Below are 26,392 nucleotides of genomic sequence, written 5' to 3'. Positions count from 1 at the left end.
CCTTTGACTGTTTACCGGCCCCAGGGTTTAACCGCATTTACAATAATTTATCCAGGGTAATCGGCAAATTTCGCACCCGCTTTCCGGTCGCGTGAAAAACCGCATTGGACACTGCCGCCGGCATTGCCACAATTCCGATTTCGCCCAGCCCTTTTACGCCCAGCGGATTGACAATGGTATCGTGTTCCTCGACGAATATCACGTCCAGATTCTGAATATCCGCGTTGACGGCAACGTGGTATTCGGCCAGATTGTGGTTGATAAACCGCCCGGACTGATGATCCAGGACACTTTCTTCTTCGAGGGCTTTGCTGATGCCCCACACCATGCCGCCAATGATCTGGCTCCGGGCGGTTTTCGGATTCAGAATCCGTCCACCCGCCACCGCCGTCACCACCCGGGTCACCCGAACCGTGCCAAAGTCCTCATCGACTTCGACTTCCACAAAAGCGGCCGAATGCACCGCCCGGGCGTATTTCCGTTGCTCGAGCGCATTGGGTAAGGCCGTCGAAGTTTCGCTGACCGCCCGCCCGCCGTTTTGCCCGACAATGTCCAGCAGCGAAACCGCCAGGGCCGGATTGGCTTTCAGGCGAATGTGCGCATCGGCAAACACCACTTCCTCAACCGTGGCTTTTGCGAATGGCGAACGGGGCATTTTCTGGGCCATTTTAAACAGCTTTTTACCCAAATCCTCGCAGGCTACTTTCACCGCCGAGCCCACGGTTGCTGCCGTCCAGGAACCGCCCTCGATGGGTGCCACCGGCATATCCGAATCACCCAGCCGGAAGATTACGTCTTCGATGGGCATCCCGAGCGTGTCGGCCGCAATCTGGGTCATGATCGTGTACGTACCGGTGCCAATGTCGGCGGTAGCACTGGTGACGCGGAGTTTGCCGTTGACGGTCAGGACGGCTTCGGCCCGCGCAAACATCTGATTGGCATCCCAGATCCCGGTGGCCATGCCCCAGCCGATGAGCGTATGACCCCGGCGCATGGAGCGCGGTTCGGGATTCCGGCCGGACCAGCCAAACCGTTCGGCCCCCTGCCGGAAACACGCCCGAAGTTCCTTGCTCGAATACGGCAGGTCGCTGTCCATATCCTTTTCGGTATAGTTCTTGAGCCGGAATTCGACGGGGTCCATGCCCACCTGGTGCGCCAGTTCATCAATTTCCATTTCGAGCGCCGGAGCGCCGGTAACGCCCCCGGGCGCCCGCATATCCAGGGGCGTGTACACATCGAGCGGTACCAGCTTGTACGTAAATTTGGTGTTTGGAGCCGGATACAGCATTCCGCCCCAGTTCACGACGATTTCCGTATAATCCTCAAAGCGGGACGTTTCGCCTACCGCATCGTGCTGAATGACATCAAGGGTTCCCTCGGCCGTAGCACCGAGGGAAAGGTTCTGGACCGTGGCCGGGCGGTGACCAAACGTAAACATCTGCTGGCGAGTCAACGTCACCCGCACCGATCGTTTCAGTTCCAGCGCGGCCAAAACCGCTAAAAACAGCTGGTATTGCGGGCGCAGCCCGGAGCCGAACGCCCCACCCACGTAAGGCGATAGCACCCGCACATCCTTGAATTTTAGACCGAAAACCTGCGAAACATACAGCTGGCTGTTGTGAGCCCCCTGCGTTTTGTCGTAAATGGTCAGCTTGCCATTTTTCTCGTACACCACTGTGCTGGCAAACATCTCCATCGGATTGTGGTGTTCGGCGGAATGTACGTGCTGGCCGCTCGTTTGAAAAGGTGCGGCCTGAAACGCCTTTTCAGCATCACCGCGCGGCTTGGGTGGGGGCGGTTTTAACAGGCTGGCAACCCCGGTTTTCGGCTCCCGGGCCCGTTGCAGGTTGTGTTCCAGCGCCGTCTCGTGGTCTTCCTGTTCGTACTCGATCCGCAGCAGGGAAGCGGCATACCGGGCAATTTCAAAGGTTTCGGCAACGATTAGCGCAATCGGCTGACCGTTGTAGCTGATTTTCGCGTCGCGCAGCGGGCGAAACGGCGAACCCGGCGGGGCATCCTGATCCTTGTAACTAAGGTCGAACCACGCCAGACCGGGGCGGTTTTCGTGCGAAAATACCTGAATGACGCCCGGTATCTGCAGCACCTCATCGGCGTGAATGCGGGTAATTTTTCCTTTGGCGATGGAACTGGAAACCACGTAGCCGTAGGCCAGATCCGGCGCGAAATATTCGGCGGCATACTTGGCTTTTCCCGTCACCTTCGCGACGCCATCGACGCGGTTGATGGATTTTCCGATGTATTTAGTCATGATTCCGGTTCCAGTTTAGCGGCCCGTTTCAGCGCCCGGACAATGGCGCGGTGAGCCAGTTCAATTTTAAAGGTATTGTGTCCGTACCCCGTCGCCCCGTTCAGAATTGCTTCGGCGACGGCCGGAAAATCCGCTTCCGCAACGGTTTGACCAACCAGCATCGCTTCGGCTTCGGGCTTGCGCCAGGGCTTGTGAGCCACTCCTCCGAGCGCAATGCGGGCGGTGGTGATCCGGTCATTTTCAATTTCCAGGGCCACCGCGACCGACACCAGCGCAAAAGCGTACGATTGCCGGTCACGGAGTTTGATGTAGGTAAAATAGTTCGGAAACCCTTTGGCGGGCAGGTCGATGGCCGTCACCAGTTCACCGGGCTGGATGGTGTTGTCGAGCCAGGGCTCGTTGCCGGGCAGGCGGTGAAAATCCGCGATCGGCACGGTCCGCTCGCCCGTGGGTCCCGTCACGCGAACGACGGCTTCGAGTGCGGCCAGGGCCACGCACATATCCGACGGATGCGTTGCAATACACTGCAATTCAGGCAAAACCGTTTCCGTTCCCAGAATGGCGTGAATGCGATTGAACCCGTTCACCGCACTACAGCCCGAACCGGGTTCACGCTTGTTGCAGGGTGTGGTGGTATCGTAGAAATAATAACAGCGGGTGCGCTGAAACAGGTTGCCACCGTTGGTCGCCATGTTGCGCAATTGGGGTGATGCACCCGCCAGAATGGCTTTCGAAAGCAGCGGATAGCGGTTTTCGACCTGTTCGTGGTAGGCCGTATCGGCATTGGTCACCAGCGCACCGAGCCGGAGGCCACCGTCGCCGGTGTCTTCAATGGTTTTCAGGGCGAGGTGGTTGATGTCGACAAGCCGGTTGGGCCGTTCGACATTTTCTTTCATCAGGTCAAGCAGGTTGGTGCCCCCCGCGATAAATTTGGCACCTTCGTGCGCCTTCAGTTCACCCACGGCGGTCTCGATATCACCGGGCCGGGCATACGAAAAACTGTTCATACCGTTATGCGTTGGGGTTAGCTTGCATCACTTCCTGAACGGCATCGACAATGTGGGGGTAAGCCCCGCACCGGCAGATGTTGCCGCTCATTAATTCGCGAATGTCGTCGGCAGTTTTGGCCTTCCCTTCGTTCAGAAGGCCCACCGCCGAGCAGATCTGCCCCGGTGTGCAATACCCGCACTGGTAGGCGTCGTGTTCAATAAAGGCAGTTTGCAACGGATGCAGGCCACTTTCGTCCGACAGTCCCTCGATGGTAGTAATTTCCGAGCCTTCTTTCATGACGGCCAGCGTCAGGCAGGAGTTGATCCGTTTGCCATCGACCAGGACCGTGCAGGCTCCGCACTGGCCGTGGTCACAGCCTTTTTTCGTTCCGGTCAGGTGAAGGTATTCCCGCAGAGCGTCCAGTAAGGTGGTCCAGGGAGCCAGCTCCAGGTGGTGAACCGATCCATTAATCGTCAGCTTTACGGTATTTTTTTCCGGCAGCGCAGCAACCGAATGCGCGCCGGTTTTGGGTGATAGGATCGTTTGCATAGTGAGTGGTCTGTTTACAGCTACTATGCACAAGCAGATTCAGGACTAAATGTTAACGGATTGCCGGTTTACTTAGGCTCCGGTCGGAAGTCACGCGTATTTTAAAAGAAACCCATACCGGTTTACACCACAGCCGCGTGGAAATAAGCCTTCGAAAACCGCATATAACCAGGTTTCCTTACTGACAACTCGTGCCTCGGCCCACCCATATTTAGCGTGAAAATCAATTCAGGTTAATCGGGACCAGCACCAATAAATCCAGTAAAAATACGCCCTAAAAAGCAGTAGATATCCGCTAGTGTCGCGGCAATTAATACCTCACATTTGTACCAATTCGTTGCTTTTCTGACGCAGTTCAGAGCTTATTATCAGGCAAATACCGCTGCTTCTCTTTTTTCAATTCGCTTATTTTTCTCACGTTGAACACCCTTAAACACACAAAATCATGACCAGGCATGGCGCACTTTATCAGGACATTATTCCATTTACTTCCCGGTTTTACGACAAAGGAAAGTTTGGCCGAATGTTTCCGTCCCTTCCCCCCTTTGCCCAGGACAGTCAGAAAGTAAGAGATGCATTGAAAGACATCGGCAAGAAAGGGGGTCTTATGGATGCCAAAGATGACCTTACTCAAAATCCGGCGGATTTGATCACGAATCCCGCCTTGCAGGTCAACAACCCCAACGCTCCGGTGATGAGCGCCGGCATGACCTTTCTGGGCCAATTTATTGACCACGACATTACGTTCGATCCCACTTCCAGTCTGGAACGTCAGTCGGACCCGGAGTTTATTGAAAATTTCCGCACACCGAGTTTGGCGCTCGACAATGTGTACGGCAGCGGACCGGGGGCCTCTCCGCACCTGTACGATCAGTCCGACGGGCAAGGCATCAAAATGCTCCTGCATCCCCTCGGTTCGCAGGGGAAAGACGGCATTGACAAATTCGACGTCCCCCGCAACGGGCAGAACACGGCGCTGATCGGCGATCCGAGAAACGACGAAAACCTGATCGTGTCGCAGTTGCAGGTATTGTTTCTGCGGTTCCATAACGTTCTGGTGGAGGCAATTCGCACGAAGTTCCCGACCAAATCGCCCTCCGTTGTTTACTCCGAAGCTCAGGAACTGGTTCGCTGGCATTACCAGTGGATCATTCTTCACGAGTTTCTGCCGCTGCTTTGTGGGGAAGACGTGGTCAGGGATGTGCTGGAAAATGGCCGGAAGTTTTACAACTGGCACAACCAGCCCTTCATCCCGGTTGAGTTTTCCGTTGCCGCCTACCGCTTCGGGCACAGCCAGATCCGGCCCTCCTACCGGGCCAATTTTGGTACGGTGAACCAGCCCAATCCGGCGCCGTTCTTTGCCGACATTTTTGATTTTGCCGCCGACCCAACCAACCCGGACCCCGACGACCTGCGGGGTGGAAAGCGGTCGGGACGGCGGTTTATCGACTGGCACACGTTTTTTAACCTGGGCGATGGCAGCACACGCCCCAACAAGCTGATCGACACGAAGCTATCATCCCCGTTGTTTCAACTGCTCGGTTTTGGTGGGGGCGAAGTCATTTCCCTGGCCTCACGCAACTTACTGCGCGGTCTGACGTTCAGCCTGCCCTCCGGTCAGCGGATCGCCCATGCCATGCGGTTGCAGCCCCTGGAAGCCGATCAATTAGCCGAACTCAAGCCATACAAGGTCAATTTTGAAAACAGTACGCCCCTTTGGTACTACATTCTCAAGGAAGCGGAAGTACAGCAGATGGGCGTTAAACTGGGTGCAGTGGGAGCCCGCATCGTTACGGAGGTTTTTGTCGGCTTGCTGGAAGGTGATAACACCTCCTTTCTGAGCCAGAATCCATTCTGGAAGCCTAGCCTGCCCTGCTGGGAGCCTTACCGGTACGGGAAGCATTTCACCACTGCCGATCTGATCCGGATTGCCGAAGGAAATGTTCCGGTGACCTTATAACTGCCGCCTGTCCGCCCGCCGGAAGGGAGTTCATCATCCCTTCCGGCGGGCGGGCTTCGTTACTTTTTGAAAACGGCTACGTGCTCGTTTCCCGAAAACCGGGGCAGCTTTCCGGCCAGGGCCATGAATAAACCGTATTCAAAAATAACGGTAAACGGAATCACGGTCAGGTTTTTCAGGAAAAAAAACAGCGGCATGGAAGTGGCGGCCTGGTGCATAAATCCAAAGTCTTTCAGTCCGTAAAAAACCGCCCGGTGCTCGGCGATCAACCGGTTGATTGCGTTAAATCCGTAGGCCAGCAAACTGAACAACAGCAGATTGCCGAGCAAAACCGGCCAGTGCAGGCGCAACATGGTCCGAGCTGTCCGCCCGGTTTCGCGCCATTGCTGCTTTTTGAACCGAAACAGAACGCCCAGATTTTGGACGCCCTGCCGCCAGTTTCCGTGCCCGACAATCACCAGAATGGTGATGATCCGGGCGGCTTCGACCAGGATTTCCAGGCTCACGAACAGGGACGAAGGAATGGGGCCGAAAATCTTCATCTGCACCGCTCGACCCAGCGCGGCAAAGAGCATCCAGAGCGAAATGGGTCCAAAATAGGTACGCCAGAATTGGAACGTCCAAACCAGAAGACCGGCGGAAGAAAGCGGTTGCGTAGTCATGTGCATCAGAAATTTTAGTTGTTTACGTGAAAGTTCAGCAACAGCCCGGTAGAAAAAACCGGGTATTAGAGGGCCTTGAGCGTCCGCGCGGTTTCGGGCCATTACGGCTCCGAAAAACCGGCGGGGGATCAGGCGCCACGAACAACCGGTAAAACCGTCCCCTGGCAGTCTGCTTCCTGAAATATACAGACGGGAAGTTGGTTTTCCCAATACCGACGGTTTACTTCGTCGCGATCAAATCCATCCCGGCATGAAATTACGTTTTCTGATTCTGGCGTTGTTCGGCTTCCTTACGTCGCTTTCGGCCCAGCCGGTTTCGCCCGCAACCGCCCGACTGCCTGTGAATGTTCTGTCGTTCAACATTCGTTACAACACCCCGGAAGACGGCCTGAATGCCTGGCCCAATCGCCGGGAACTGGCCGCGGGGGTTATCCGCGATTATCAGGTGGATTTTGCCGGAATCCAGGAAGCGCTGGCCGGGCAGATTGCGGATTTGCAGGATCAGTTGCCCCAGTATGCCTGGATTGGCGTGGGCCGGGACGATGGCAAAACCCAGGGCGAGTTTTCCCCCATTTTTTACAACAAACAGAAGTTTGAGCTGCTCAAACACGGCACCTTCTGGCTTTCGGAAACGCCCGAAGCAGCGGGCAGCAAGTCCTGGGATGCCGCGCTGCCGCGCGTCGCCACCTACGGCATTTTTCAGGACAAGCGGACGGAAACGCAGCTGTTCGTGATCAACACGCACTTCGATCATTTGGGTGAAACCGCCCGCCAGAACAGCGCCAAATTACTGATTACCAGAACAAAAGAATTGAGCAACGGTTTGCCCGTCGTCCTGACCGGCGATTTTAACACCCCGGAAATCTCACCCGCGTTACAAACCCTGATGAATGATTCGGCCTTTAAGCTGACCAACACCGAGCGGCTTTCGAAAAACCCGCATACCGGCGGCAAAAGCACGTACAACGGTTTTAAAACCGACCAGCGCGGCCCGGTCATTGATTTTATCTTGGTGGGTCCGGGCATCGAAGTCAACCGGCACGACTACCTGCCGATCATGAAAGACAACGTATTTATTTCGGATCACTGGCCGGTTTTAAGTCGGTTATGGGTGAAGTGAGGTGTATCGTGGAGTTAAGCAGAGTATTTCTCCGCTTAACTCGGCGATACACCTCTACGTCAACACGCTATTTCCCCACTGAACTGAAATCCCCGAAAACCTGAATACCGGGTTGCGGCCCTTTGATGCCGTCCAGGGCAAACTGCCGCGCAATTCCCTCGTGAACAAAATAGTAGGTTTCCCAATACGTCTCGCTGCTGGTCCAGACCCGCACATCAAAGTGGAAAGCCAGTTCGGTGAGCTTGGTGACCAGGATATCGTGGTCCCGGTTTTTCAGGGCGTACGGGCAGGCTTCCACCACGCGCTGGATCGACGCCTTGACGCTATCGACGGAGTTGGTGTTCCCGGCGGCAAAAACCATATCCACCCGGATCGTTCCTTTGCCGGATATGTTCGTCATTGGGGAGGTAGACAGGGCGCCGTTGGGCAGTATAATGGTGCGGTTATCGAGCGTGACCAAAACCGTATTGAAAATCTGAATGGCTTCCACATGGCCCGTAAAGCCCTGCGCACTGATGAGATCGCCCACCCGGAACGGTTTGAAAGTCAGAATCAGAACGCCCCCCGCAAAGTTGGCCAGGCTGCCCTGCAAGGCCAGACCAACGGCCAGGCCAGCCGCGCCGATGATGGCCACAAAGGAAGTGGTTTCGACGCCCAGGGTGCTGGCAACACTCAACAGCACCAGCACTTTGAGCAGCACACTCACCAGCGAAAGCAGAAACGGCTGCACGTCGCGGTCCACCTGCCGTTTGCTCATCACTTTCGCCAGCATTTTCACGGCCTGATTGGCCAGCCACAGACCGACAATCAGGATGACAATGGCTAATAAAATTTTAAATCCGTACAGCGTGGCAAACGCGGCAACCTGATCGTACACATTCTGAACCGATAATTGAGAAGGCTCCATGGGGTCATGTTTAAAGTTCTACTTGTTGAGAAGTCGGAACCCTTAAAAAGTAACATACCCACGGGAATTTATTCGGACGGGTGGTTTACAGCCAGTTTTTCTGGCGGAAAATCAAAAGCGTGACCAGCGACGACAAGACGATGGACCCCAGCGCCAGCGGGTAGCCCAGCGACCAGCTCAGTTCCGGCATGTGGGTGAAGTTCATGCCCCAGATGCTCGCCAGCAGGGTTGGCGGCAGAAAAACCAGCGACACCACGGTGAAGATCTTGACAATGCGGTTTTGCTCCAGGTCGATCAAACCGAGGAAGGTATTCTGCAAAAATTCCAGCCGCTCGAAAATAAAATTCGTATGGTCGATCAGCGAATTGATGTCCTTGATCAGCGTCCGGAGCCGCTGCTGTTCGTCGTTGGTAAACCAGCCGTCGCTGCGAATCATGGACGAAATAACGCGCTGCTTATCGACCACATTTTCCCGAATCGACATCGTCAGTTCCTGGTAGTCGTTGATTTTCAGCAGCATTTCGCGGTCGAGCTTGGCATCCAGGTCCAGTTGCCGGTTGATGGCCTTGATTTCCTGCGAAACCAGCTCGATCAAATCGGCGTCGTGGTCGATTCGGGATTCAAAAATCGTAATCAGAATCTGCGCGCCGTCGTTGAACACCGATCGCCGGGATTTGATTTTCTTGACTGTATCGGCAAAGGAGCGTAAATCGGCGTTCCGGTACGTAAACAGCGTGTCGTCCTTGAGCATAAAACTCACCGGCACCGTCACGTACATCTGCTCTTTATCCGGAATCAGAAAATTGGAATTCGCAATCAGAAACTCATCTTCCTCGATGTACCGCGAGCTGCTTTCGATTTCGGCCTGCTCCTGCTGCGTCTGAAAGTTCACGTCGAACTTCTCCTCCACGCTCTTGGTTTCCTCCCGCGACGGGTTCTGCAAATCCACCCACAGCGTTCGTTCGGTGTCCAAAAATGAATCAATATCCCGAATCTTGCGAACGGCGGTTTCATCCTGTTGAAAAATGCGAATCATGAATCAGTATTTAGCTGATAAATCGAACTACTTGTTTACCACCACGCCACTCAACGCCGGTTTTTCCGAAGTCGGCTCCGGCAACAAAGTTGGCAAAAAAAGCCAAGTTGACCACCACGTTCCGAACTCTCTTACTTTTACGGGATCAATCCGGAACGGCTTTTTTCTTTTCCCATGCTGACCCTCGATACGTTCGACCGCCAACTTGATAAAAACACCGTGCAAAAAGGTCGCCACTTTTTTACGCAAAGGGCGGTTTTGTACCTCGAACAAGCCAGCGACACCCATTGGAATGCCGAAGTTGAAGGGTCGGAGGTGTATTCGGTCGAAATCCAGCTGGCGGGCCGCACCATTGCGGACTTCTTTTGCGACTGCCCCGCCGAAATCCCGGCCTGCCCGCATACCGTGGCGGTTTTGTTTGCGCTGCGCGAAACGCTGAATCAGTCGAAAGCAAATCGCAAAAAAAGCCCCCAAAAGCTGACCGTCGAAAATTTGCTGCAAAAAGTAACCACCGACGAACTCCGGCAGTTTGTGGTCGCCTACGCGGCTTCCGACAAAACGTTTGCCAGCCGGTTGCAGCTTCATTTTGCCGACAAGGATGAGCGCATCGACGTGGGCAAACACTACACCGAACTGGTCAGAAAAGCGATTAAAACCCACTCGACCCGGGGTTTCGTCGAGTCCCGTTCGGCGGCCCGGCTGGCCCGGGAAATGACCCAGATTCTGGCCGGTGGAAAGCAGTTGCTGGCCCGGCAAAACTACCGCGACGCCCTGACGATAGCCCGGGTGGTGCTGGTGGAACTGATGGCGGTTTTGCAACAGAGCGACGACTCGGCGGGGCATCTCGGCGATGCGGTTTCGGAGACCCTGAAGGTGCTGCACCCGCTGGCCGAATCGGCGGAAACCGCCCAGCCGCTTCGGGATCAACTCTTTGATTTTCTGGCGGATCAATTGCAGCAGCCGGTTTATTTTGGCTTCGGCGATTTCGGCAGGCAACTGCTGGATGCCGCATTTGAACTGGCGTTGAAGCGGCACGAACCGACGACGTTTCTGGCCCTGATCGACCGGCTGCTGCCGCTCCACCAGGGCAGTCCCAGCGATTACCCGCAAAGCCTGCTGCGCACCACCCGCATCCGGTTTTTGAAAGCCCTCGGCCGGACCCACGAAGCCGCTGCGTTGATTCGGGCCAGTCTGGATCTTGTCGAAGTGCGTCGGGAAGCCGTTTCGGAAGCCATCGAAGCCCTGCATTACGACCGGGCGCGGGCGTTGATCGAGGACGGTATTCGGTTGGCCGAACAGAAAAACCAGCCCGGCACAGTCCGGCAGTGGGAAGAAGCACTGCTCAACGTGGCCTACCTGGAAAAAGACATTCCGGCCATCCGCCACCTGACCCGCACACTGGCATTTGAGGGTCCTTTTTCCCTGCCCTACTACCGGCAGTGGAAACAAACCTTTTCGGCGAAGGAATGGACGCTGGAATACCAATCCCTGATTCAGCGCGTGACCGAAACCGCCGGGCAACAGGCCCGCCAATCCAAAGCACACTGGTATTTTGAAGCCGATACGGTTTTTCACCAGTTAGCGCCGATTTACGTTGAAGAGAAACAGTGGACGGCCCTGCTGGCGCTGGTGGACCAATCGCCCAGTCTCGACCGGCTTCAGCAGGTGCACCCGCATCTGGCGTCCCGGTTTCCGGCGGAGATGCTGACGCTGTACCTGCCAGTTGTGGAACAGCTGGGCAAAAACGCCAGTGAACGACCGCAGTACCGGCGGCTGGCTCAACTCATCGGGCAACTGAAACAGGATATTCCGGAGAGCGTTCCGGTAATGAATGCCCTGATTCAGCAGTTGAAGGAACGAAATCCGCGCCGACCGGCTTTTCTGGAAGAACTCCGCCAGGTGGAACAAGCCTACTGAAAAACCGGAAAACCGTATCAACATTCGGCCCCATGCACGTCTTTAAGCCGGAATCGACCATTCTCACCTATCCGCTCGAACCGCTGGACGGCAGCGGCAGCGACCTGCTCCGTATTCTGGAGGTGAATGACCAGCAGCAACCCCAGAACGACGCTTTTCTGGTTCCGCACCGCAAAGATTACTACCTGCTGGTGTACGTCAAACAGGGCGTCAGCCGTCACTGGGTCGACATGAAACCGTATACGCTCCAACCCAATACCTTCTATTTTACGGTGCCGCAGCAGGTTCACCTGAAGGAAGAAACAAAACCGCTGACCGGCACGGTGCTTTGTTTTACGGAAGAATTTCTGGCCCTCGACGACAACCGGCTGTTGAAAAAACTGCCCCTCATCCAGAATCCGCAGCATGGCCACGCGCTTCAGTTATCGCCCACGGATGTCTTGTTTGTTGAAGACACCCTGGCTAAAATCACCACCGAATACCGACAAACCGGCGACTGGCAAAACGAACTGGTGGCGGCTTATCTGCGGGTGCTGCTCCTTTACCTGAGCCGGCTGTACACCGAACAATTCGGGCACGGGGGCCGGCAAACCGACCGGCATCTGGTCAACCGGTTTCAGGAGCTGGTGGAAGCCCGGTTTCGGGACCTGCATGACGTAGCGGCCTACGCCGATTTGCTGCATCTGTCGGCCGGCCATCTGAGCGAGATGATTAAAAAACAAAGCGGGAAAACCGCCATCGAGCACATTCACGAACGGCTGGTGCTGGAAGCCAAACGGTTGCTGTTCCACGCCGATCTGTCGGTGAAGGAGATCACGGCCCAACTCGGTTTTGAGGATGCCTCCTACTTTAACCGGTTTTTCAAACGCCTGTCCGGCCAGACGCCGGTAGAATACCGAACCGCCACCCGCGAAATGTACCATTGAAACCGAAAACCGTGCACCGATTTCCAAAAACCGCAGCCGTAGGTTTGTGCCGTACTTAGTAACCCGGTTTTTACCGTCACAACACCCATGAAAAAAGTCCTGATCACCGGTGCCAACAAAAGCATCGGCTACGAAACCGCCCGCCAGTTACTCCGCAGCGGTTATTTTGTTTACCTGGGAAGCCGGGATCTGGCAAAGGGCCAGCAGGCCGTCGAAGCGCTGAAAGCCGAAGGATTCACGCAGGTCGAAGGAATTGAAATCGACGTCAATACCCCCGAATCGGTAGCCGCAGCCCGCCAGCAGATCGGGCAGAAAACAGACGTGCTGGATGTCCTGATCAACAACGCGGGCATCAGCGGAGGCATGCCCCAAGCCGCCACGACAACGGACCCGGCCATCATCCGGCAGGTGTTCGACACCAACTTTTTCGGCCCCATTCAAGTTACGCAGGCTTTCCTGGATTTACTCCGGAAAGCCGAAGCGCCCCGCATCGTCAACGTCACCTCGGGGCTGGGGTCGCTGACGCTACATAACGATCCGGCCTGGAAATACTACGCCGTTAAAGGTGCGGCCTACATTCCCTCCAAAACCGCCTTGAATGCCTACACGGTGGTGCTGGCCTACGAACTGCGCGATTCGGTCTTCAAGGTCAACGCCGTCGATCCGGGTTTTACGGCCACCGATTTTAACCACCACCGGGGCACCGGACGGGTGGAGGACGCTGCGGCTCAGCTCGTCAAATACGCCACGCTGGATGCGGACGGCCCGACCGGCGGTTTTTTCAGCACCGACAACAATCCGGAAACGGGTGTCAGTCCCTGGTAAAAACCGCCCGGTCCGCAAGCGTCTGATTTGCGGACCAGGCGGTTTCCAGCGTGTGAATCATTTTTTTCGGGATGATTTCGCTTTGGGATTAAAGGCCAGCGTCAGGTTGATCCACTCCTCAAACTCTTTCTGGGTTCGCCGGCCGCTTTCGTCCACCAGCACGTAGCCTTTCATGGGGCGCTTGCCGGAATACATCACGCGGCACCCGTTTTTTTCGAGCAACTGCTCGTAAATTTCCGGATCAATGCGGCACAACAATTCGTCCTCAATGACCCCGAGTAACATTTTGTCGTTGTACAGAAAGAGCCGACCGCCCATCATGGCTTTTTCCTCCAAATTGGGCAACTCGGCCAGCCGCTCCCGAACCCGGTCGGCTAATTGTTCATTGTAAGGCATATCATTAAATTGACGAAAGCAATTTGACTTTGGCGACGTACCAGGGCACGGGCTCGGCCCCGATTTCGCCGGTATTAAGCGCATGCAGCACGGGTTTCCAGTCGGCACAGTCGTCAAAAAGACCGTAGTGGTTCAGAGTAAGGCCAAACCGGTCGGCCAACTCCCCGCCAATCCCGTGGCAATGAAACGAATGAAAATTTCCGCTGGATTCGAGGCCGATCAGGTCAAAACCGATGAGAATTTCGGCCGAATTTTCCGTTTCCCGTTCTTTTTTCAGCAGCGTCTGATACAGCCCGATGGCGCCAATGCGTTCCGATTCGGGGGCAAATTCCCGCAGCAGGTCCGCCGTCTGCTGTTCATTGAAATACACAGCCAGGGTTTCGACACCGTTCAGATGCGCGAAAAACCGCCGTTTGTAGTCCAGCGCACTCGCCCGGTCGCCAAAAACGCTCATCCAGCCCACAACGCCCGTAGTGTGCTTCTCATCGACCCACGCCCGGAGGAGGGCAAGCCGGCCGTCGTCCAGGTCGAAGTTTTCTTTGACCGCTTCGTCTTTTTCCGAAGCCTTATTCGTCCACGAATACGACCAGGTATTCAGCAGGGAGTCGTTGAGGCAGGTGCTGGCGGTATAGACCGCCTGTCCGGTCGGCGACCAGGCGAACGGCTTAAGTCTGAGCAGGAAATAGCCGCCGAGAAAGTGGGTCATTTCAGGAGTCGGTTGAGTGCTTCGGCTTTGGACTGAACAAAAGTAATGTGCCCGGTTTTGTTGCTTTCGTACATAAAGTCTTTCATGCTTTTGCTCTGATACGACGCAAAATTCCCGACAATGGCCAGCCGAACCCGGTAATTCGAAAATTTTTGCAGGATTTCGCCCGCGATGCCCGTCTTTAGATCAAAGAAAGCCGGCGTGATGTTTTTCTCGTACAGCAGAAGGTTGTCGAAGCCCTGATAATATAAGTTTCCCAACAAATCCAGGCCGTCTTCGGCATTGGAAATGAGAATGGCGTCCGAAATGAGCTCAGCGGTTTTTTGGCCGTTGGCCTGGTGGGTTTCAAGCTGCATGGGCGGTTTTTGGTCAGAGTTTGCAGGTCATGACGTGACGCCGGGACCCGGCTTTTTTGACAAACGAAAAGTCGGTTTTCTCAAACATCGGCACAAAACCCATGTGCCGGTAGCTGGGCGAATCCGGCTCCACAGGGTAGGCTTCGAGGTATTTGGCGCCTTTTTTCTTCGCGTATTTTTTGGCTTCCCCGATCAGGACTTCCGTCAGGCGCTGGCCCCGGTTTTCTTTTTTGATGAAAAAACAGGCAATCGACCAAACATCTTCCAGGCTTTCGTCACCCCCGAGTCGCTGATAGGTGTCCCTCGGCGCAATGGAACACCAGGCAATGGGTTCCTGGTCCAGGTAGGCCAGCAGCCCGACCGGAGTTCGATCGTCCACTCGTTCCTTCATCCATCTTTTCCGGTTGGCCGAGGTGTTGTGTTTCAGTTCCTCCTTCGTCTTCCGCCAGGCCATGCACCAGCAGTAACCTGGTCCTCCTTTCGATTGAAAAAGAGCCTCAAAGTCGGCCCAGTTGTTTTTGCTGACGGGTTTGACGGTCGGTTTTTTAACGGTTGGCATAAGCAGGACCCGAGCGGTTTTTGGAAAGGACGACGGTAGACAATACCATTACTCCGAAACCGGCCCCAGGGTTTGCCCCAATTGCTGATGCATGCCCAGGAAGTCATAGGTATTCCAGGCTTCGGCAATTTTTCCGTCTTCGATACGCGCCATACTGATTCCCGAAAACGTCACTTTTTTGCCGGTTTCGGTATGGGTAGCCGTGACCGTCATCCGGGCCGACTCAATCCCATCCTGACTGATCACGTCTTCAACATCGATCGTTATATCCCCAAACTGGCTTCTAAAACTCCTGAAAAACATCCTGAAGCCTTCGGGGCCCTTCGGCTGCTCCTCGGTCAAAATGCCGTGCGCCAGCGCATCGGGCGCCAAATAGGTTTCAATGGCCTTTTCGTTGTCCTGGTTCCAGACTTCGTTGAACCAGCGGTAAAGAACGGTTGCTTGCGGCTGTCGCATGAGGGCAGGGGTTTAGGCAGGAAAAATACGGATTCTATTCGAAAAATCCTGACTGTATCTTACCCAAAGCCGCTGTTTTTCAGCGCGATCCGCTTAAACCCAGCCTGGAGCCTTACAGGTGTTTTTTCAGGTAAGCCAGGATGCGGGGCCAGTCCGTCGGCAAAACCGCATGGCCGCCCTCGTGCATAAAGTAGCCCAGGGTATTCATCAGCAACGATGAGTCTTCCGCCGGGGGCATCGTGCGGGTCGTCGGGGCGGTTTCGCCGAAAAGCTGATAAACCGGAGCGGCAGCCAACGCCGACAGAAATTCCCCTTTCGGGTCCGACCAGTAATCCGTGCTGCCGGTCTGGAGCAACAGCGGCCGGGGCGCCATGAGGGCAACCAGAACGTGGCCATCAATGGGCAGGCTGCTTAGCTTGTCGGCATAGCTGTGGTAGCGTTTCGCAAACTGGTACTGATAGCGGGTGGAGTCGGTAATATGGGCGACGGTTTCGCCAAAATTCCGCCGACTCAGGGCGGCCCCGCCTTCGCCCGAAATGCTGGCCACCACCGCCTTAAACCGGGGGTCGCGGATGCCCGCCCAGAGCACGGTTTTGCCCAGCCGCGAAGCACCCTGCAACGCAATCCGCTTTGAATCAATCTGTTTGTCGGTTTCCAGGTAATCCATTGCCCGGCTGAGCCCCCAGGCCCAGGCCGAAATCGCCCCCCACTCGTCGGTGGCTGGTGCGGTTTGCTGCGGTTTCAGGTAGGCTTTCCGAATGCCGTGCCGGATGCCCTCCTTAAAATCCGGTTCGATCGCGCCGTAATAGACCGTGGCAAAACCGATGCCGGCATCCAGAAACTGTTCCATGTTGAGTTTGCCGAAGGAAGTCGGTTTATCGGCCCGGACTTTCTGGCCGTCGCGCGACCAGACGGTGCCGACCCGCAAACCGGGGTCGTCGATGAGCTGGTTATAGGCAACAAAGGAAATATTGAGCAGCAAAGGCACCGGTTTTTGGACCGCGCTGGGCAGGTAAATGGCCAGGTCCATTTTGTGTTCGGCGGTATCGCGGGTAAAATACACCGTCACCTGTTTCCGAATCCCCTTGCCGTTAAAAACCGGGGTGCCCGGGTCAAAAACCTGAAAGTGAAGGTCTTTCGGCCGCGACGGCATTTTGCCAAACTGGATTTCTTCGACCAGCTTCAGGAGTTCGGGCCGCCGTTTCTGGGTCCAGATTTTGGCGCTGGTCACCGCCCGACCATCGGCGCAGGTCAATAAATCCGGCAGCACGTACGAGCCAACGGAGTCTTCCCGGTAGTTGACGGGAATGCCAGCCACGAGCGTGGGGCGGTTGGCGGCCTGTTGCTGGGCCACTCCCAGAAAGGGAAAAAGTAAGAACAGAAACAGGAGCGGTTTTTTCATCAGTTCGGCGGCCATCAGAACGGGCGATTAACGCGAAAAGATCAACCTGGGCGGAAACTACCCGATCAGCGATAGGCGGTTTTTGAGGCTGCCGTCCGGACAACAGCCCGAAGAGGACGCATCCAATCAGAGCAGTTGGAGTAAGATTTTCAGCTTGTAGTTTAAATCAGTCGTCTCTGGCGTTGAAAGTTGGCCCAGAAGTCCTTTCACCAGAGAACGGTCGAGAGTGGCAATTTTGCTTAACCGAATCAATGATAACTTTTTAATCCGTTGGCGGCATTTGGCGACAACAAAACGTCTGTCGGTTCCTGCCAATCCAGTTGGGTTGTAATAAAGCAAACCGTCAAGTCAAGGCGGGTATCGGTCAATACTACGGCCGGTCGTAACTTGCTGCCACTAAGGTCAGTAAAAGGAAATGTAATGAGTACAATGTCACCTTTCGCCATTGTACACTTGCTTTAGATCGTCTTCGGTATAAAGGTCTTTTTCGGTTTTTAAAAATTCAAAAGCCGTGCTTTCCGCACTCAACTTTTGAATGCCTTGCGTTAGCTGATCTGCTTCATAGCGCTTACTGACGAAATCGGCAAAATCGGAAATTTCCTCGGCTTTATCGGCCGGGAGCAGATTAATCGCTTTGATGGTCCGCTCGATGATCGCTTGTTTCGTCATGGTCTGCTGGTTTCTCCAAATATACGCTATTTGTTTATATCGGCCGGTTCAGTCTGGGGAGAAAACCGCCTTCGTTGTACGCGGTCGGTAAAACCGCCGTCCGGACAAACAATTGGGGATAATCGACCACCAGTTTGAATTCGTCCACCTGAATGGTGGCTTCAAAATCGTTCGGCACGTTTTCGTACTGGTACTCCGTTTCGGACAGGCAGGTATAGAGTTGCCGAACCGGTTTTAGTTGCCACTCCAGCAAATCGCAGTAAAGCACCCGGATCTCCTGCGTCTGGCCCGGACGTAGGTTCAACCGCCGGATGGGCAGGGTGTTGGTGAAGGGAGTCAGCGGAATATCAACGTCGATACACCCCGCGAACTCGTCCGCCTTCTCGCCATTGAGCCACCAGTTTCCGGTACCATCGCTTTCCAGCTGAATCACCTGCGTCTGGTTGGAATGCCGGCTTTTGAGTTCCAGTGCAAGCGTCTCCCACTGCTGGTTGGTCCGAATGCGGTAATCGACCTGATAGATTTTCTCCCCGTACCGCCCGATGATCGTGGAGGTGATTTCAGCCCCGGTTTCTCCCAGTTCAACCAGGCAGTTTTCCAGCGAATCGTATTCGCGGCCGGTCCAGAGAAGGTTCTGTTGCATAAGTGGTTACGGTTTTGGGTTGCGAATAGGCTGCGGAGCGTTCATGCTATTTGTTCAAAAGTTCAAAGAAATCTTTGGGCGAAACAATCTTTGTTCCCTTGTAGTCTGTCATGGTAAAATCGTTGATGTTCCCGGTCACGAGATAATCTGCCAGACAGGTTTCAGCAAGCTCTAAAAGTCTATTGTCGGCTTCGTCATGTATAAGGTCAATGGTCTTCGTTGGTTCAAATGATAACGAATAGCTTTCGATATCCACAAGCAGGATCTGTGCCCGCGCATGAAAGTCTGGGATCCGGGCAAATTTTTCACGGTTCAGGACGCCAAGGTACTCGGCAAAAAGTTTGCCTGAGATACAAAGCTGTAAACGCCTATCGGTGAAAAGGCGGTCAACAATAAAGTAAGGATAGCTCCGCTGAATGAGGGCAGATACAAAGACGTTCGTGTCAAGGATGAGCCGCATTTTTCCGGACGGCTTTTACTTCTTCGGAAATTTCCTCCATCGTCATCCCGGACAATCCGTAACGTTCGGCCAGCTCAACGGATTTTTTGAGATTCTGCCGGCTAATTTCCCGGCTTATGACGTCCACAAACTCCGAAAATGAAAGCTGGTCGTTTCTGATCCCAAATTTTTCATACTCAAGGTCTGATATTTCAATGCTCAACGTGCGCATAGTCTTAAAGGGTTGCCAATCCGAAGGTAAGAAATTTGTCGTATGCTACGAATTATTCCTTTTTACCCGGATACGCGGCCTGCAACGTCCGGGCTTCTTCGGCGGTTAACAACGAAACACAACCGTGCCGGGCTTCCGACGGAAAGCTGACGTTCGCTTCCACGGTCCAGTGAATGAGATCCGGCGAGGACGAAACACCGAACCGGTTGGTCATGCAGTAGTCGTAAAGCAACAGCCAACCCGGTTTTTTGGGATCTTCCATGACGGTCGGTCCTTCGGTGATGACCGGAACGAGCTGTCCCTTGTTCAGATGTCCCTCGATAACCGTATAGGGTCCTTCCAGATTCTTCGCGGTAGCAACCCGGATGGCCCGCCGTTCACCGGTTTTAGCCCCGAATTCTTCTTCTTTGTGGTAGAGATAGTACGTTCCCTGGTGTTCCAGCAGGGTGCCGTCGATCACGGAATAGGGCGGATTGAACAGGACTTTGGCCGGAGTAAACGTTTTCCAGTCGCGGGTTCGGCTGTACCAGAGCCGGCTTTCTTTCCAGCCCGCATCCTGGTACGAGGACGACCAGAACAGGACATAGTCCCCGGTTTTGGCATCGTAAAACCATTCGGGCGCCCAGATGTTGCGGGCCAGCGCGCCGGACTCATCCCGCACATCTTTCATCAGCGGCAACGGTCCTTTCACCTGCCAGTGAATCAAATCCTTTGAGGTGACATAGAGGCAGCTTGGGCCAACTTTCTCCCGGTCTTTGCCGCCCCCGCCGGTCGACAGGATTCGCCAAAGCCCATCCGGCCCGCGCCGGACGTAGGGATCACGCATGTGATGCTCCCAAACCGGGTTGTTGTCGTTCAGGGGCGTCCAATTCCGACCGTCGGTGGACAGGGCGATGTGCAGTTTATTGATCAGCATCGGATTTTCCAGCGGCACCTCCACGGTTTTTCCCTGCGCGTCGATCTCGATCCGGGTCGGATACCGCTGCCGAAAGTACGTCAGCATCCAGACCGGTTTTTCTTTTTTAAGAGTGAGCGGTTTTGTTGCGTCTACGGTGTTGAGGAGCGCCCCTATTTCAGGTTGTACCAACCCGCTTAATAAAGAAAAGATCCCGGCAATCAATACGGTTAATTTCATACGGATAACTTGTTGCTGCTTTCAAAAATAGGGACTCATTCTGGCATTTCCAGACGATCCGCCGGAACCTTTTTCGGCCCGTGTGCAGGCGTTTTGATGCAATGAGTCCGAACAGTACTGACGACGGCACTTCCTAAAACGTCTCGATGTCAGCTTTTGACCGGTCGAAAACTTAGTCTATATGCGACAACCCAGGCTAAACGCGCGTTGAGCTCATCAGCACGGTTTTTCACCCATTCAACAACGGAATACAAACCAACAGATCGGATTTCGATTAATCTGGTCCTCCAGAACCAGTTCACGAATGGCATCCGGCAATTGGTCCCGCTGCCATTGACATTCCTGGCGGCCCCTGCTCTCCTTTTCAGGTTCGTCGGCCAACGACTGGACCGCCCGGATGGCGTAGGCAGCCGCTCCCAGTTGATGGGCAGCAACGTGGGCTACCGCCACGGCCTGTCCCGCAGCCAGGGCCGAATACCGGGCCGCATCCGGCATTCCTTTGGCTGCCGCATTGGCCGCAAAAGCCGCCTGATGCGCCTGTTTCATGGGTATTTCGCCTTTCACCCAGGCCCGGATCAGCTCGATGGCCTGCCGGGGCCGCTTGTCGTCCGCATTGACCTGCTCGAACAAAGGCAGGACGTGTTCAGCACAGGCAGCCGCCCACAAGGCCAGCAACTGATGATTAGCGTCGGTTAGGGTTCCGCCCCGCCGGATGGTGATCAGACGGGGATCGCGTTCTTTCGGTAAAATCATCGTCTAAAAATTAAGTTCAACCCCCGAATGGGACAGGTCTGCCAGAGCCTGTTTAGGCGCTTTATGCCCCGACGGCCCCTGTCTTGACGTCTCCGGCGCGTTGATAACCGGCGATGATGACTCCGGTTGGGGTGACGATCGTTTCCATCAGTTTAAAAGCTACCGGAATCGCGCCCGTGTCGAACAGCTTTTTTCCTGCGCCCAAAATTACCGGGTGAATTTTGAGCCTCAGCTCGTCCACCAGATCGTTTTGAAGCAGAAGGTGAACCAGCTCACTGCTGCCCCACACGTGAACATCCGAACCTTCCGAATTTTTGAGTTGTTCGATATCCGATACACTACGAATGAATACGGTTTTTTGCCACTCCGATTCGTTTCGGGTGTTTGACAACACGTATTTTGCCCCCTCATTGATGCCGGGCCAATAATCGGCGTGTTTCGGCCAGTAGTCTTCCCAAATTTCAAATGTTTTTCGGCCCAGAAGGTAATCGGCCGGTTCCAGTTCTTTTTTTACCACCTCGTCATATACCTCATCATCGTAAGGCGCAACCCAACCGCCATACGCAAAATCGCCTGAGGTATCTTCCTCGGGTCCACCTGGCCCCTGGATTACGCCATCCAGGGTAATCATTGAGAAGACGATTAGTTTTCGCATGTCATTCTGTTTTAGTTTATGCAAATTTCGCTAAAGAAAACCGGGCATTTCAAGGCGAATGCGACAACGTTAGTGGGCGATTACGACAGGTATACCGGATTCATCCGCCCGGGCCAGTTCGTTTCGTAATTGCCCGAATTTAGCGGACCGAGAATCAATCCGTAATTCAGTAGTGCAAACGTAAAACGAACTACCTACAAGGCATACACCCACAAAAAAAGGGAGCCTGATCCCGCAGGCTCCCCAATTTATAAGCAATCTTTCTTATTTCCCTAAATCCGGCTGCCCGTACTTTTCGCGATACATGTGGAACAGCCGCTTGTGTTTGTCGTCGAGGTTGATGTGACGACCCTGGATGAACGCGTGTTCGATCACGTTGGTCCGCATGTCCAGCAAATCGCCTTTCGAAACCACCAGCGTCGCGTGTTTGCCTTTTTCCAGGGTGCCCACCACGTTGTCGATGCCCATGATCCGGGCGGTGTTCGAGGTAATCATTTTCAGGGCTTCCTCCCGGTCGATGCCGCCAAAACCGGCTGCGGTTCCGGCCTGAAACGGCAAATTGCGGGTACGCCACCACTCGCCGTCGTAGCTCAGGCTCACCAGAATCCCCGCTTTTTGCAGCATCCCCGGCAGTTTGTAGGGCAGGTACACGTCCTCGTCCTGCAAATTCGGCAGCCGGTGCATCGGCCCCAGCACCACCGGCACGTTGTTCTCCTTCAGAAAATCAATCACCCGGCCCGCATCTTCGGCCCCAACAATCACCGGTTTTCGCACCCCCAGTTGTTTCGCAAACTTCACCGCTTCGATGATGTCTTTGCCGTAGTTGGCGCGGATGTACAGGCATTTCGAGCCGTCGAACAGACCCTTCATCGACTCAAGTTTGAGGTTTTTCGGAGCCGGATTTTTCAGGTCGGCGTAGGCGCGGGCGTCCGAAAACGTAGCCTTCAGACCGTTGATCGCGTCCTGGCGCTGCTCGTTCTTTTTCAGGCTCACCGAAAACGTGTCAAAATCGAAGTTGCGGGCAAAGTAGCCCGGCCAGTTGAGCCACAAACCGTCGTCGGCTTTCAAAACCGCATCTTCCCAGTTCCAGCCGTCGGTGTGCATGATCGACGAACTCCCCGCCATCACGCCCCCGTCGGGCATGGCCTGCGTCATCAGCAGGCCATTGTTACGAATCGTCGGAATCACCTCCGAATCGGTGTTGTAGGCAATCAGCGAGCGCACGTTCGGGTTTAGCGAGCCGGTTTCCTGGTAGTCGAGCGTGGCCCGCACCGAGGCAAATTCCTGCAAACCGACCGTGGCCGCCGGAGAAATCAGGCCCGGATAAATGTGTTTGCCGCTGGCGTCGATCCGTTCCGCGCCGTTGATTGGCGTATCGCCGTTGCCCACGGCGGTAATCACGCCCTTGTCGAACACGATGGTGCCGTTGGGAATCACCTGCCCGTTGCCAATGTGAATCGTCGCGCCGGTCAGCGCCACGGCCCGCGTCTGCGGACCCGCCGGAGCCGGATTCTGGGCAAAACCGCTGAGCGATGCTGCCAGCAGCAGGATGGATAGTGTTCTTTTTTTCATGTTTCAGATTTTAAAAGAGCGACCGCAGACCCAAGCTTTTTTCAACCGACTTTTGCGTCTTTCCTGTCTATTCTCTCTTGTCTTCCATTTCATTTCGCCTGGCCAGCCTGTTCTTCGCCCTCGGCCATTACGCCTTCCACGTCTTCACAGTGCCACATTCTCTGCCGTCTAAACGTCGGGCGTTGGGTTTGCGCGCCACCGGCTTTGGCGGTTATCATCTTCTGAATCAGCCGGGCGCGCTCTTTTTGCAGCTCGTCGCGTTTGCGGTCTTCATCCGGGGCATCAAAATAAACCGTACCGTCGATAATGGTTTTTTCGGGCCGGGCGTAGATCGCCAGCGGGTTGTCGTTCCAGAGGACCAGATCGGCGTCTTTGCCCGCCCGGATGCTCCCCAGTTTACTGTCCAGGTGCAGCAGTCTGGCCGGGTTGAGCGTCACCATTTTCCAGGCTTCCTCCTCCGAAATCCCACCGTATTCGACGGCTTTGGCGGCTTCCTGATTCAATCGGCGGGCCATTTCGGCATCGTCGGAGTTGATGGAAACCACCACGCCCGCCCGCGCCATCAGGGCGGCATTGTACGGAATCGCGTCTTTCACCTCCATTTTGTAGGCCCACCAGTCGGCAAAGGTCGAGCCGCCAACCCCGTGTTTCGCCATCTTGTCGGCCACTTTATAGCCTTCCAGAATGTGCGTGAAGGTGTTTACTTTGAAGCCCAGCGAATCCGCCACTTTCATCAGCATGTTGATTTCCGACTGCACGTAGCTGTGGCAGGTGATAAACCGCTTTTTGTTCAGGATTTCGGCCAGCGCGTCCAGCTCCACATCCCGGCGGGGTGGAACGGCTTTGGCCTTTTCCTTCGCACTCAGGCCGTTATATGCTTTCCAGGCGTTGTCATACTCACGGGCGCGGGTGAAATGATCGAAATAGACCTGCTCCACCCCCATCCGGGTTTGCGGAAACCGGATCCGAACGCCGTCGCCCCAGTTGGCCTGCTTGACGTTTTCGCCGAGGGCAAACTTGATAAAACCGTCGGCCCCTTTCACCATCATTTCCTGCGGAGACTCGCCCCACTTCAGCTTCACAATCGCCGACTGCCCACCGATGGAGTTGGCCGAACCGTGCAGCAGTTGCGAGGTCGTGACGCCCCCGGCCAGCTGCCGGTAAATGTTAATGTCCTCCGAATTCACCACGTCGCTCATCCGCACCTCCGCCGAGCTCGTCTGCCCGCCTTCGTTGATGGAGTAGAGCGCGATGTGCGAATGTTCGTCGATGATGCCGCTCGTCAGGTGTTTGCCGGTTCCGTCGATGATTTGCGCCCCCGCCGGAGCGTTCAGGCGTTGGCCGACCTGCGCAATTTTGCCGTTCTGCACCAGCACGTCCGCACCCGCCAGCACCCCGCCTTTTTCGTTGGTCCAGACTGTTGCGTTCCGGATCAGCATCGTCTGGGCTTTCGGTTTTTCCAGATTGCCCATGCCCACGAACGGATACAGCAGTTTGCCCACTTCCGGACCCGGTTTTTTCGCGCTATCGGCTTTAGCGACCGTCGTGGTTGAAAATGACTGCGCCAAAACCGCCGACCATTTGACGGTTTTTCCATCCGGCAGTTCGCCCTCGCCCTTCAGACCGGTGCCTTCCCGGTAGCCGGTCAGTCGGGTTGTGCCCGGCTTTTTTTTGTCCAGTTGGACTTGCAGGGAAATCAGGTCGTTGGCCAGGGCCACTTTAGGCGTCATCTTGACGGTATCGGCCAGAATCTGGTACTCCGGTTTGCCCGGTTTTCCGGTAATGTTCAGCTTCAGGTTGCTCCGGTCGCCAATGGTCAGGGTGTAGGTTCCGCGCCAGTCGGGGCCGTTTTTGTCCAGATAAATATACGGTTTGCCGCGCACCCAGTTTTCCAGAATTACGTTGTCGGCACTGAACAGGTTGTCGGAGGTAATCAGGAAGTTCGCCAGCAAACCCGGTTTCAGGCTGCCCACTTCGTTGTCGATTTTCAGCAATTGGGCGGGCGTAGTTGTCAGGGCCGCCAGCGCCTGTTGTTCGCTTAACCCGTATTCGATGGCTTTGCGCAGGTTGGCCCAAAAGTCGGTTTTGTTCCGCAAACTGGCTGTCGTCAGGGCGAACGGCACCCCGGTTTTCGCCAGCATTCCCGGATTGGCGGGGGCCATTTCCCAGTGCTTCATTTCGGCCAGCGTCACGTTGTCGGCGTCCCAGGCGTCTTCCACATCAAAAGCCTGCGGGAAGTTGAGCGGCACAATCAGTGACGCGCCCGTGGCTTTCACTTCGTCGAGCCGCTGGTATTCGTCGCCCGCACTTTTTATAATGTACTGAATTCCAAACTCTTCTCCAATCTTATCCGCCCGCAACACGCCCAGTTTATCGGGTACTTCAAAAACCGAGGGCAGCGTCTGCAACTGGTTTAAAGCGTCGAGCGAGATATTGGCTTCGGCGGTTTTTCCGGCTTTCTTGTACCAGGTGGCGTCGTAGTAGGTTTGCCGCAGCAGCGCCACCGCCCCCATCGGCGAGTTCGGGTAGGTTTGGGTCGAGGTGCCTTTGCTGAACGAATAATGACCCGCCACCCGCTCGCGAATGACAACCGTATTCTCCCGGTCGTCGGCCAGCGTCACCAGCGCCGAATTGCCCCGGGCAATGCCGTCGTGCGGGTGCGTCACCACCGCGCCAAAGCCCATCCTCCGCAACTCATTGGCCTGCTGCACGTTGGCTTTAAAAACCGCACTGGCGTCAACTTCCGGCTGGATGGCCTGGTTCCAGTTGTAGGCCCCTTTTTTGTTGGAGTCGTACTGCGGCACCCCGCGCCCCCCGCCCGGCGGGTTTCGCCTGATTTTGGGCATACCGTAATCCGAATCTATATCAACCAGCGCCGGATAAATCCGCTTGCCTTTCAGGTCGGCGACGACGGTTCCGGCCGGGATGTTGACGGTTTTGCCAACGGCTTCGATCCGACCGTTGCGAATCAGCAGCGTGGCGCCTTCGAGGGTCGTTTTGGGGTCAACAATTAGGGTGGCATTGGTAAAGGCGTAGAGTCCCGGTCGTTCGTCGTAAACGCCATTTCGGGGAAACGTGACCTGCGACCAGCTGAGCTGGGCGAGTCCCCAGGCCAGCACACCGGTCAGGAAAATTTTCCGCATGCAGAACATTAGTTAGGTGATGAAACAGGATGACAACTTTACAAATCTACAAAACGAGTACCTTCATTGCCTTAACAACCAAATTCTATTTTGCCCGTCTGTTTTTTTTGCTGCC

At 55.2% G+C, this 26,392-nt stretch carries 27 protein-coding genes; 5 read left to right on the top strand and 22 right to left on the bottom strand.

Annotated features, from left to right (window positions below; translation table 11 throughout):
* Positions 1-37: 37 nt before the first annotated feature.
* The 3 genes from ACYVHX_RS24180 to ACYVHX_RS24170 are packed head-to-tail and all read right to left on the bottom strand — an operon-like array spanning position 38 to position 3,808.
* Complete coding sequence (locus ACYVHX_RS24180; RefSeq protein WP_460674274.1) at positions 38-2,269, bottom strand: xanthine dehydrogenase family protein molybdopterin-binding subunit; 2,232 nt, start codon at positions 2,267-2,269, stop codon at positions 38-40.
* Complete coding sequence (locus ACYVHX_RS24175) at positions 2,266-3,276, bottom strand: FAD binding domain-containing protein (protein WP_460674273.1); 1,011 nt, start codon at positions 3,274-3,276, stop codon at positions 2,266-2,268. The genes ACYVHX_RS24180 and ACYVHX_RS24175 overlap by 4 nt, the downstream gene beginning before the upstream one ends.
* Before the next feature lie 4 nt (positions 3,277-3,280).
* Complete coding sequence (locus ACYVHX_RS24170; RefSeq protein ID WP_460674272.1) at positions 3,281-3,808, bottom strand: (2Fe-2S)-binding protein; 528 nt, start codon at positions 3,806-3,808, stop codon at positions 3,281-3,283.
* Between the two features lie 445 nt (positions 3,809-4,253).
* Here ACYVHX_RS24170 and ACYVHX_RS24165 point away from each other — a divergent pair, with 445 nt between their 5' ends.
* A complete protein-coding gene (locus tag ACYVHX_RS24165; protein ID WP_460674271.1) occupies positions 4,254-5,768 on the top strand; it encodes a peroxidase family protein in 1,515 nt (504 codons plus the stop codon).
* 59 nt (positions 5,769-5,827) lie between these two features.
* On the opposite strand, the gene ACYVHX_RS24160 is transcribed toward ACYVHX_RS24165, so the two are convergent.
* Positions 5,828-6,430 carry a hypothetical protein gene (locus ACYVHX_RS24160; protein WP_460674270.1) on the bottom strand — a complete coding sequence of 201 codons (603 nt, stop codon included), beginning with the start codon at positions 6,428-6,430 and terminating at the stop codon, positions 5,828-5,830.
* 250 nt (positions 6,431-6,680) lie between these two features.
* On the opposite strand from ACYVHX_RS24160, the gene ACYVHX_RS24155 reads away from it, so the two are divergent.
* Entirely contained in the window at positions 6,681-7,550 is an 870-nt protein-coding gene (locus ACYVHX_RS24155; protein ID WP_460674269.1) for an endonuclease/exonuclease/phosphatase family protein, read from the top strand.
* Positions 7,551-7,617: 67 nt separating this feature from the next.
* Here the strand turns inward: ACYVHX_RS24155 and ACYVHX_RS24150 are convergent, their stop codons facing one another.
* Both ACYVHX_RS24150 and corA read right to left on the bottom strand, forming a co-directional pair.
* The gene (locus ACYVHX_RS24150; protein WP_460674268.1) at positions 7,618-8,457 is read right to left on the bottom strand and encodes a mechanosensitive ion channel family protein; all 840 of its coding nucleotides are present in this window, start codon (positions 8,455-8,457) and stop codon (positions 7,618-7,620) included.
* 85 nt (positions 8,458-8,542) lie between these two features.
* Positions 8,543-9,493 carry a magnesium/cobalt transporter CorA gene (gene corA / locus ACYVHX_RS24145; protein ID WP_460674267.1) on the bottom strand — a complete coding sequence of 317 codons (951 nt, stop codon included), beginning with the start codon at positions 9,491-9,493 and terminating at the stop codon, positions 8,543-8,545.
* A gap of 174 nt (positions 9,494-9,667) precedes the next feature.
* Between corA and ACYVHX_RS24140 the strand changes: the two genes are divergently transcribed.
* The 3 genes from ACYVHX_RS24140 to ACYVHX_RS24130 all read left to right on the top strand — a co-directional run bounded on the left by ACYVHX_RS24140 (position 9,668) and on the right by ACYVHX_RS24130 (position 13,161).
* Entirely contained in the window at positions 9,668-11,410 is a 1,743-nt protein-coding gene (locus ACYVHX_RS24140; protein ID WP_460674266.1) for an SWIM zinc finger family protein, read from the top strand.
* A gap of 32 nt (positions 11,411-11,442) precedes the next feature.
* A complete protein-coding gene (locus tag ACYVHX_RS24135; RefSeq protein ID WP_460674265.1) occupies positions 11,443-12,336 on the top strand; it encodes an AraC family transcriptional regulator in 894 nt (297 codons plus the stop codon).
* Positions 12,337-12,423: 87 nt separating this feature from the next.
* Positions 12,424-13,161, top strand: a complete 738-nt coding sequence (locus ACYVHX_RS24130; RefSeq protein WP_460674264.1) for an SDR family oxidoreductase — start codon at positions 12,424-12,426, stop codon at positions 13,159-13,161.
* Positions 13,162-13,218: 57 nt separating this feature from the next.
* Here ACYVHX_RS24130 and ACYVHX_RS24125 read toward each other — a convergent pair whose 3' ends face one another.
* The 16 genes from ACYVHX_RS24125 to ACYVHX_RS24050 form a co-directional block, all read right to left on the bottom strand.
* A complete protein-coding gene (locus ACYVHX_RS24125; protein WP_460674263.1) occupies positions 13,219-13,557 on the bottom strand; it encodes a TfoX/Sxy family protein in 339 nt (112 codons plus the stop codon).
* Positions 13,558-13,561: 4 nt separating this feature from the next.
* Complete coding sequence (locus ACYVHX_RS24120; RefSeq protein ID WP_460674262.1) at positions 13,562-14,263, bottom strand: hypothetical protein; 702 nt, start codon at positions 14,261-14,263, stop codon at positions 13,562-13,564.
* Positions 14,260-14,619, bottom strand: coding sequence for a DUF4180 domain-containing protein (locus tag ACYVHX_RS24115; protein WP_460674261.1), 360 nt, complete (start codon positions 14,617-14,619; stop codon positions 14,260-14,262). Before ACYVHX_RS24115 ends, ACYVHX_RS24120 begins: the two co-directional genes overlap by 4 nt.
* Positions 14,620-14,632: 13 nt before the next feature.
* The gene (locus tag ACYVHX_RS24110; RefSeq protein ID WP_460674260.1) at positions 14,633-15,178 is read right to left on the bottom strand and encodes a GNAT family N-acetyltransferase; all 546 of its coding nucleotides are present in this window, start codon (positions 15,176-15,178) and stop codon (positions 14,633-14,635) included.
* Positions 15,179-15,226: 48 nt separating this feature from the next.
* On the bottom strand, positions 15,227-15,634 hold the full coding sequence (locus tag ACYVHX_RS24105) for an ester cyclase (protein ID WP_460674259.1): 408 nt from the start codon (positions 15,632-15,634) through the stop codon (positions 15,227-15,229).
* A 112-nt stretch (positions 15,635-15,746) separates the two neighbouring features.
* The gene (locus ACYVHX_RS24100; protein WP_460674258.1) at positions 15,747-17,051 is read right to left on the bottom strand and encodes an alpha/beta hydrolase family protein; all 1,305 of its coding nucleotides are present in this window, start codon (positions 17,049-17,051) and stop codon (positions 15,747-15,749) included.
* A gap of 233 nt (positions 17,052-17,284) precedes the next feature.
* Positions 17,285-17,482 (bottom strand): type II toxin-antitoxin system PemK/MazF family toxin, encoded by a 198-nt coding sequence (locus ACYVHX_RS24095; RefSeq protein WP_460674257.1) that lies wholly within the window; start codon positions 17,480-17,482, stop codon positions 17,285-17,287.
* Positions 17,469-17,705, bottom strand: a complete 237-nt coding sequence (locus ACYVHX_RS24090) for a hypothetical protein (RefSeq protein WP_460674256.1) — start codon at positions 17,703-17,705, stop codon at positions 17,469-17,471. The genes ACYVHX_RS24095 and ACYVHX_RS24090 overlap by 14 nt, the downstream gene beginning before the upstream one ends.
* A gap of 34 nt (positions 17,706-17,739) precedes the next feature.
* A complete protein-coding gene (locus ACYVHX_RS24085; protein WP_460674255.1) occupies positions 17,740-18,348 on the bottom strand; it encodes a putative glycolipid-binding domain-containing protein in 609 nt (202 codons plus the stop codon).
* Between the two features lie 46 nt (positions 18,349-18,394).
* Positions 18,395-18,808: a putative toxin-antitoxin system toxin component, PIN family gene (locus tag ACYVHX_RS24080; RefSeq protein WP_460674254.1), complete on the bottom strand. Its 414-nt coding sequence runs from the start codon at positions 18,806-18,808 to the stop codon at positions 18,395-18,397.
* Entirely contained in the window at positions 18,792-19,019 is a 228-nt protein-coding gene (locus ACYVHX_RS24075; RefSeq protein WP_460674253.1) for a hypothetical protein, read from the bottom strand. Before ACYVHX_RS24075 ends, ACYVHX_RS24080 begins: the two co-directional genes overlap by 17 nt.
* 52 nt (positions 19,020-19,071) lie before the next feature.
* Positions 19,072-20,154: a glycoside hydrolase family 43 protein gene (locus ACYVHX_RS24070; RefSeq protein WP_460674252.1), complete on the bottom strand. Its 1,083-nt coding sequence runs from the start codon at positions 20,152-20,154 to the stop codon at positions 19,072-19,074.
* Between the two features lie 237 nt (positions 20,155-20,391).
* Positions 20,392-20,907 carry a putative immunity protein gene (locus ACYVHX_RS24065; protein WP_460674251.1) on the bottom strand — a complete coding sequence of 172 codons (516 nt, stop codon included), beginning with the start codon at positions 20,905-20,907 and terminating at the stop codon, positions 20,392-20,394.
* Between the two features lie 61 nt (positions 20,908-20,968).
* Positions 20,969-21,586: a dihydrofolate reductase family protein gene (locus ACYVHX_RS24060; protein ID WP_460674250.1), complete on the bottom strand. Its 618-nt coding sequence runs from the start codon at positions 21,584-21,586 to the stop codon at positions 20,969-20,971.
* Positions 21,587-21,826: 240 nt separating this feature from the next.
* A complete protein-coding gene (locus ACYVHX_RS24055) occupies positions 21,827-23,134 on the bottom strand; it encodes an amidohydrolase family protein (RefSeq protein WP_460674249.1) in 1,308 nt (435 codons plus the stop codon).
* 89 nt (positions 23,135-23,223) lie between these two features.
* Positions 23,224-26,277: an amidohydrolase family protein gene (locus ACYVHX_RS24050; RefSeq protein WP_460674248.1), complete on the bottom strand. Its 3,054-nt coding sequence runs from the start codon at positions 26,275-26,277 to the stop codon at positions 23,224-23,226.
* Positions 26,278-26,392 lie beyond the last annotated feature (115 nt).

The organism is Larkinella ripae (assembly GCF_054780775.1).
Note: the sequence above shows the minus strand (reverse complement) of the source record. Positions and strands in the feature narration are given on the sequence as shown.

Excerpts from the sequence above, each read along its gene's own strand:
- ACYVHX_RS24180 (WP_460674274.1), bottom strand. The coding sequence starts at position 2,269 with ATGACTAAATACATCGGAAAATCCATCAACCGCGTCGATGGCGTCGCG.
- ACYVHX_RS24175 (WP_460674273.1), bottom strand. The coding sequence starts at position 3,276 with ATGAACAGTTTTTCGTATGCCCGGCCCGGTGATATCGAGACCGCCGTG.
- ACYVHX_RS24170 (WP_460674272.1), bottom strand. The coding sequence starts at position 3,808 with ATGCAAACGATCCTATCACCCAAAACCGGCGCGCATTCGGTTGCTGCG.
- ACYVHX_RS24165 (WP_460674271.1), top strand. The coding sequence starts at position 4,254 with ATGACCAGGCATGGCGCACTTTATCAGGACATTATTCCATTTACTTCC.
- ACYVHX_RS24160 (WP_460674270.1), bottom strand. The coding sequence starts at position 6,430 with ATGACTACGCAACCGCTTTCTTCCGCCGGTCTTCTGGTTTGGACGTTC.
- ACYVHX_RS24155 (WP_460674269.1), top strand. The coding sequence starts at position 6,681 with ATGAAATTACGTTTTCTGATTCTGGCGTTGTTCGGCTTCCTTACGTCG.
- ACYVHX_RS24150 (WP_460674268.1), bottom strand. The coding sequence starts at position 8,457 with ATGGAGCCTTCTCAATTATCGGTTCAGAATGTGTACGATCAGGTTGCC.
- corA (WP_460674267.1), bottom strand. The coding sequence starts at position 9,493 with ATGATTCGCATTTTTCAACAGGATGAAACCGCCGTTCGCAAGATTCGG.
- ACYVHX_RS24140 (WP_460674266.1), top strand. The coding sequence starts at position 9,668 with ATGCTGACCCTCGATACGTTCGACCGCCAACTTGATAAAAACACCGTG.
- ACYVHX_RS24135 (WP_460674265.1), top strand. The coding sequence starts at position 11,443 with ATGCACGTCTTTAAGCCGGAATCGACCATTCTCACCTATCCGCTCGAA.
- ACYVHX_RS24130 (WP_460674264.1), top strand. The coding sequence starts at position 12,424 with ATGAAAAAAGTCCTGATCACCGGTGCCAACAAAAGCATCGGCTACGAA.
- ACYVHX_RS24125 (WP_460674263.1), bottom strand. The coding sequence starts at position 13,557 with ATGCCTTACAATGAACAATTAGCCGACCGGGTTCGGGAGCGGCTGGCC.
- ACYVHX_RS24120 (WP_460674262.1), bottom strand. The coding sequence starts at position 14,263 with ATGACCCACTTTCTCGGCGGCTATTTCCTGCTCAGACTTAAGCCGTTC.
- ACYVHX_RS24115 (WP_460674261.1), bottom strand. The coding sequence starts at position 14,619 with ATGCAGCTTGAAACCCACCAGGCCAACGGCCAAAAAACCGCTGAGCTC.
- ACYVHX_RS24110 (WP_460674260.1), bottom strand. The coding sequence starts at position 15,178 with ATGCCAACCGTTAAAAAACCGACCGTCAAACCCGTCAGCAAAAACAAC.
- ACYVHX_RS24105 (WP_460674259.1), bottom strand. The coding sequence starts at position 15,634 with ATGCGACAGCCGCAAGCAACCGTTCTTTACCGCTGGTTCAACGAAGTC.
- ACYVHX_RS24100 (WP_460674258.1), bottom strand. The coding sequence starts at position 17,051 with ATGGCCGCCGAACTGATGAAAAAACCGCTCCTGTTTCTGTTCTTACTT.
- ACYVHX_RS24095 (WP_460674257.1), bottom strand. The coding sequence starts at position 17,482 with ATGGCGAAAGGTGACATTGTACTCATTACATTTCCTTTTACTGACCTT.
- ACYVHX_RS24090 (WP_460674256.1), bottom strand. The coding sequence starts at position 17,705 with ATGACGAAACAAGCGATCATCGAGCGGACCATCAAAGCGATTAATCTG.
- ACYVHX_RS24085 (WP_460674255.1), bottom strand. The coding sequence starts at position 18,348 with ATGCAACAGAACCTTCTCTGGACCGGCCGCGAATACGATTCGCTGGAA.
- ACYVHX_RS24080 (WP_460674254.1), bottom strand. The coding sequence starts at position 18,808 with ATGCGGCTCATCCTTGACACGAACGTCTTTGTATCTGCCCTCATTCAG.
- ACYVHX_RS24075 (WP_460674253.1), bottom strand. The coding sequence starts at position 19,019 with ATGCGCACGTTGAGCATTGAAATATCAGACCTTGAGTATGAAAAATTT.
- ACYVHX_RS24070 (WP_460674252.1), bottom strand. The coding sequence starts at position 20,154 with ATGAAATTAACCGTATTGATTGCCGGGATCTTTTCTTTATTAAGCGGG.
- ACYVHX_RS24065 (WP_460674251.1), bottom strand. The coding sequence starts at position 20,907 with ATGATTTTACCGAAAGAACGCGATCCCCGTCTGATCACCATCCGGCGG.
- ACYVHX_RS24055 (WP_460674249.1), bottom strand. The coding sequence starts at position 23,134 with ATGAAAAAAAGAACACTATCCATCCTGCTGCTGGCAGCATCGCTCAGC.
- ACYVHX_RS24050 (WP_460674248.1), bottom strand. The coding sequence starts at position 26,277 with ATGCGGAAAATTTTCCTGACCGGTGTGCTGGCCTGGGGACTCGCCCAG.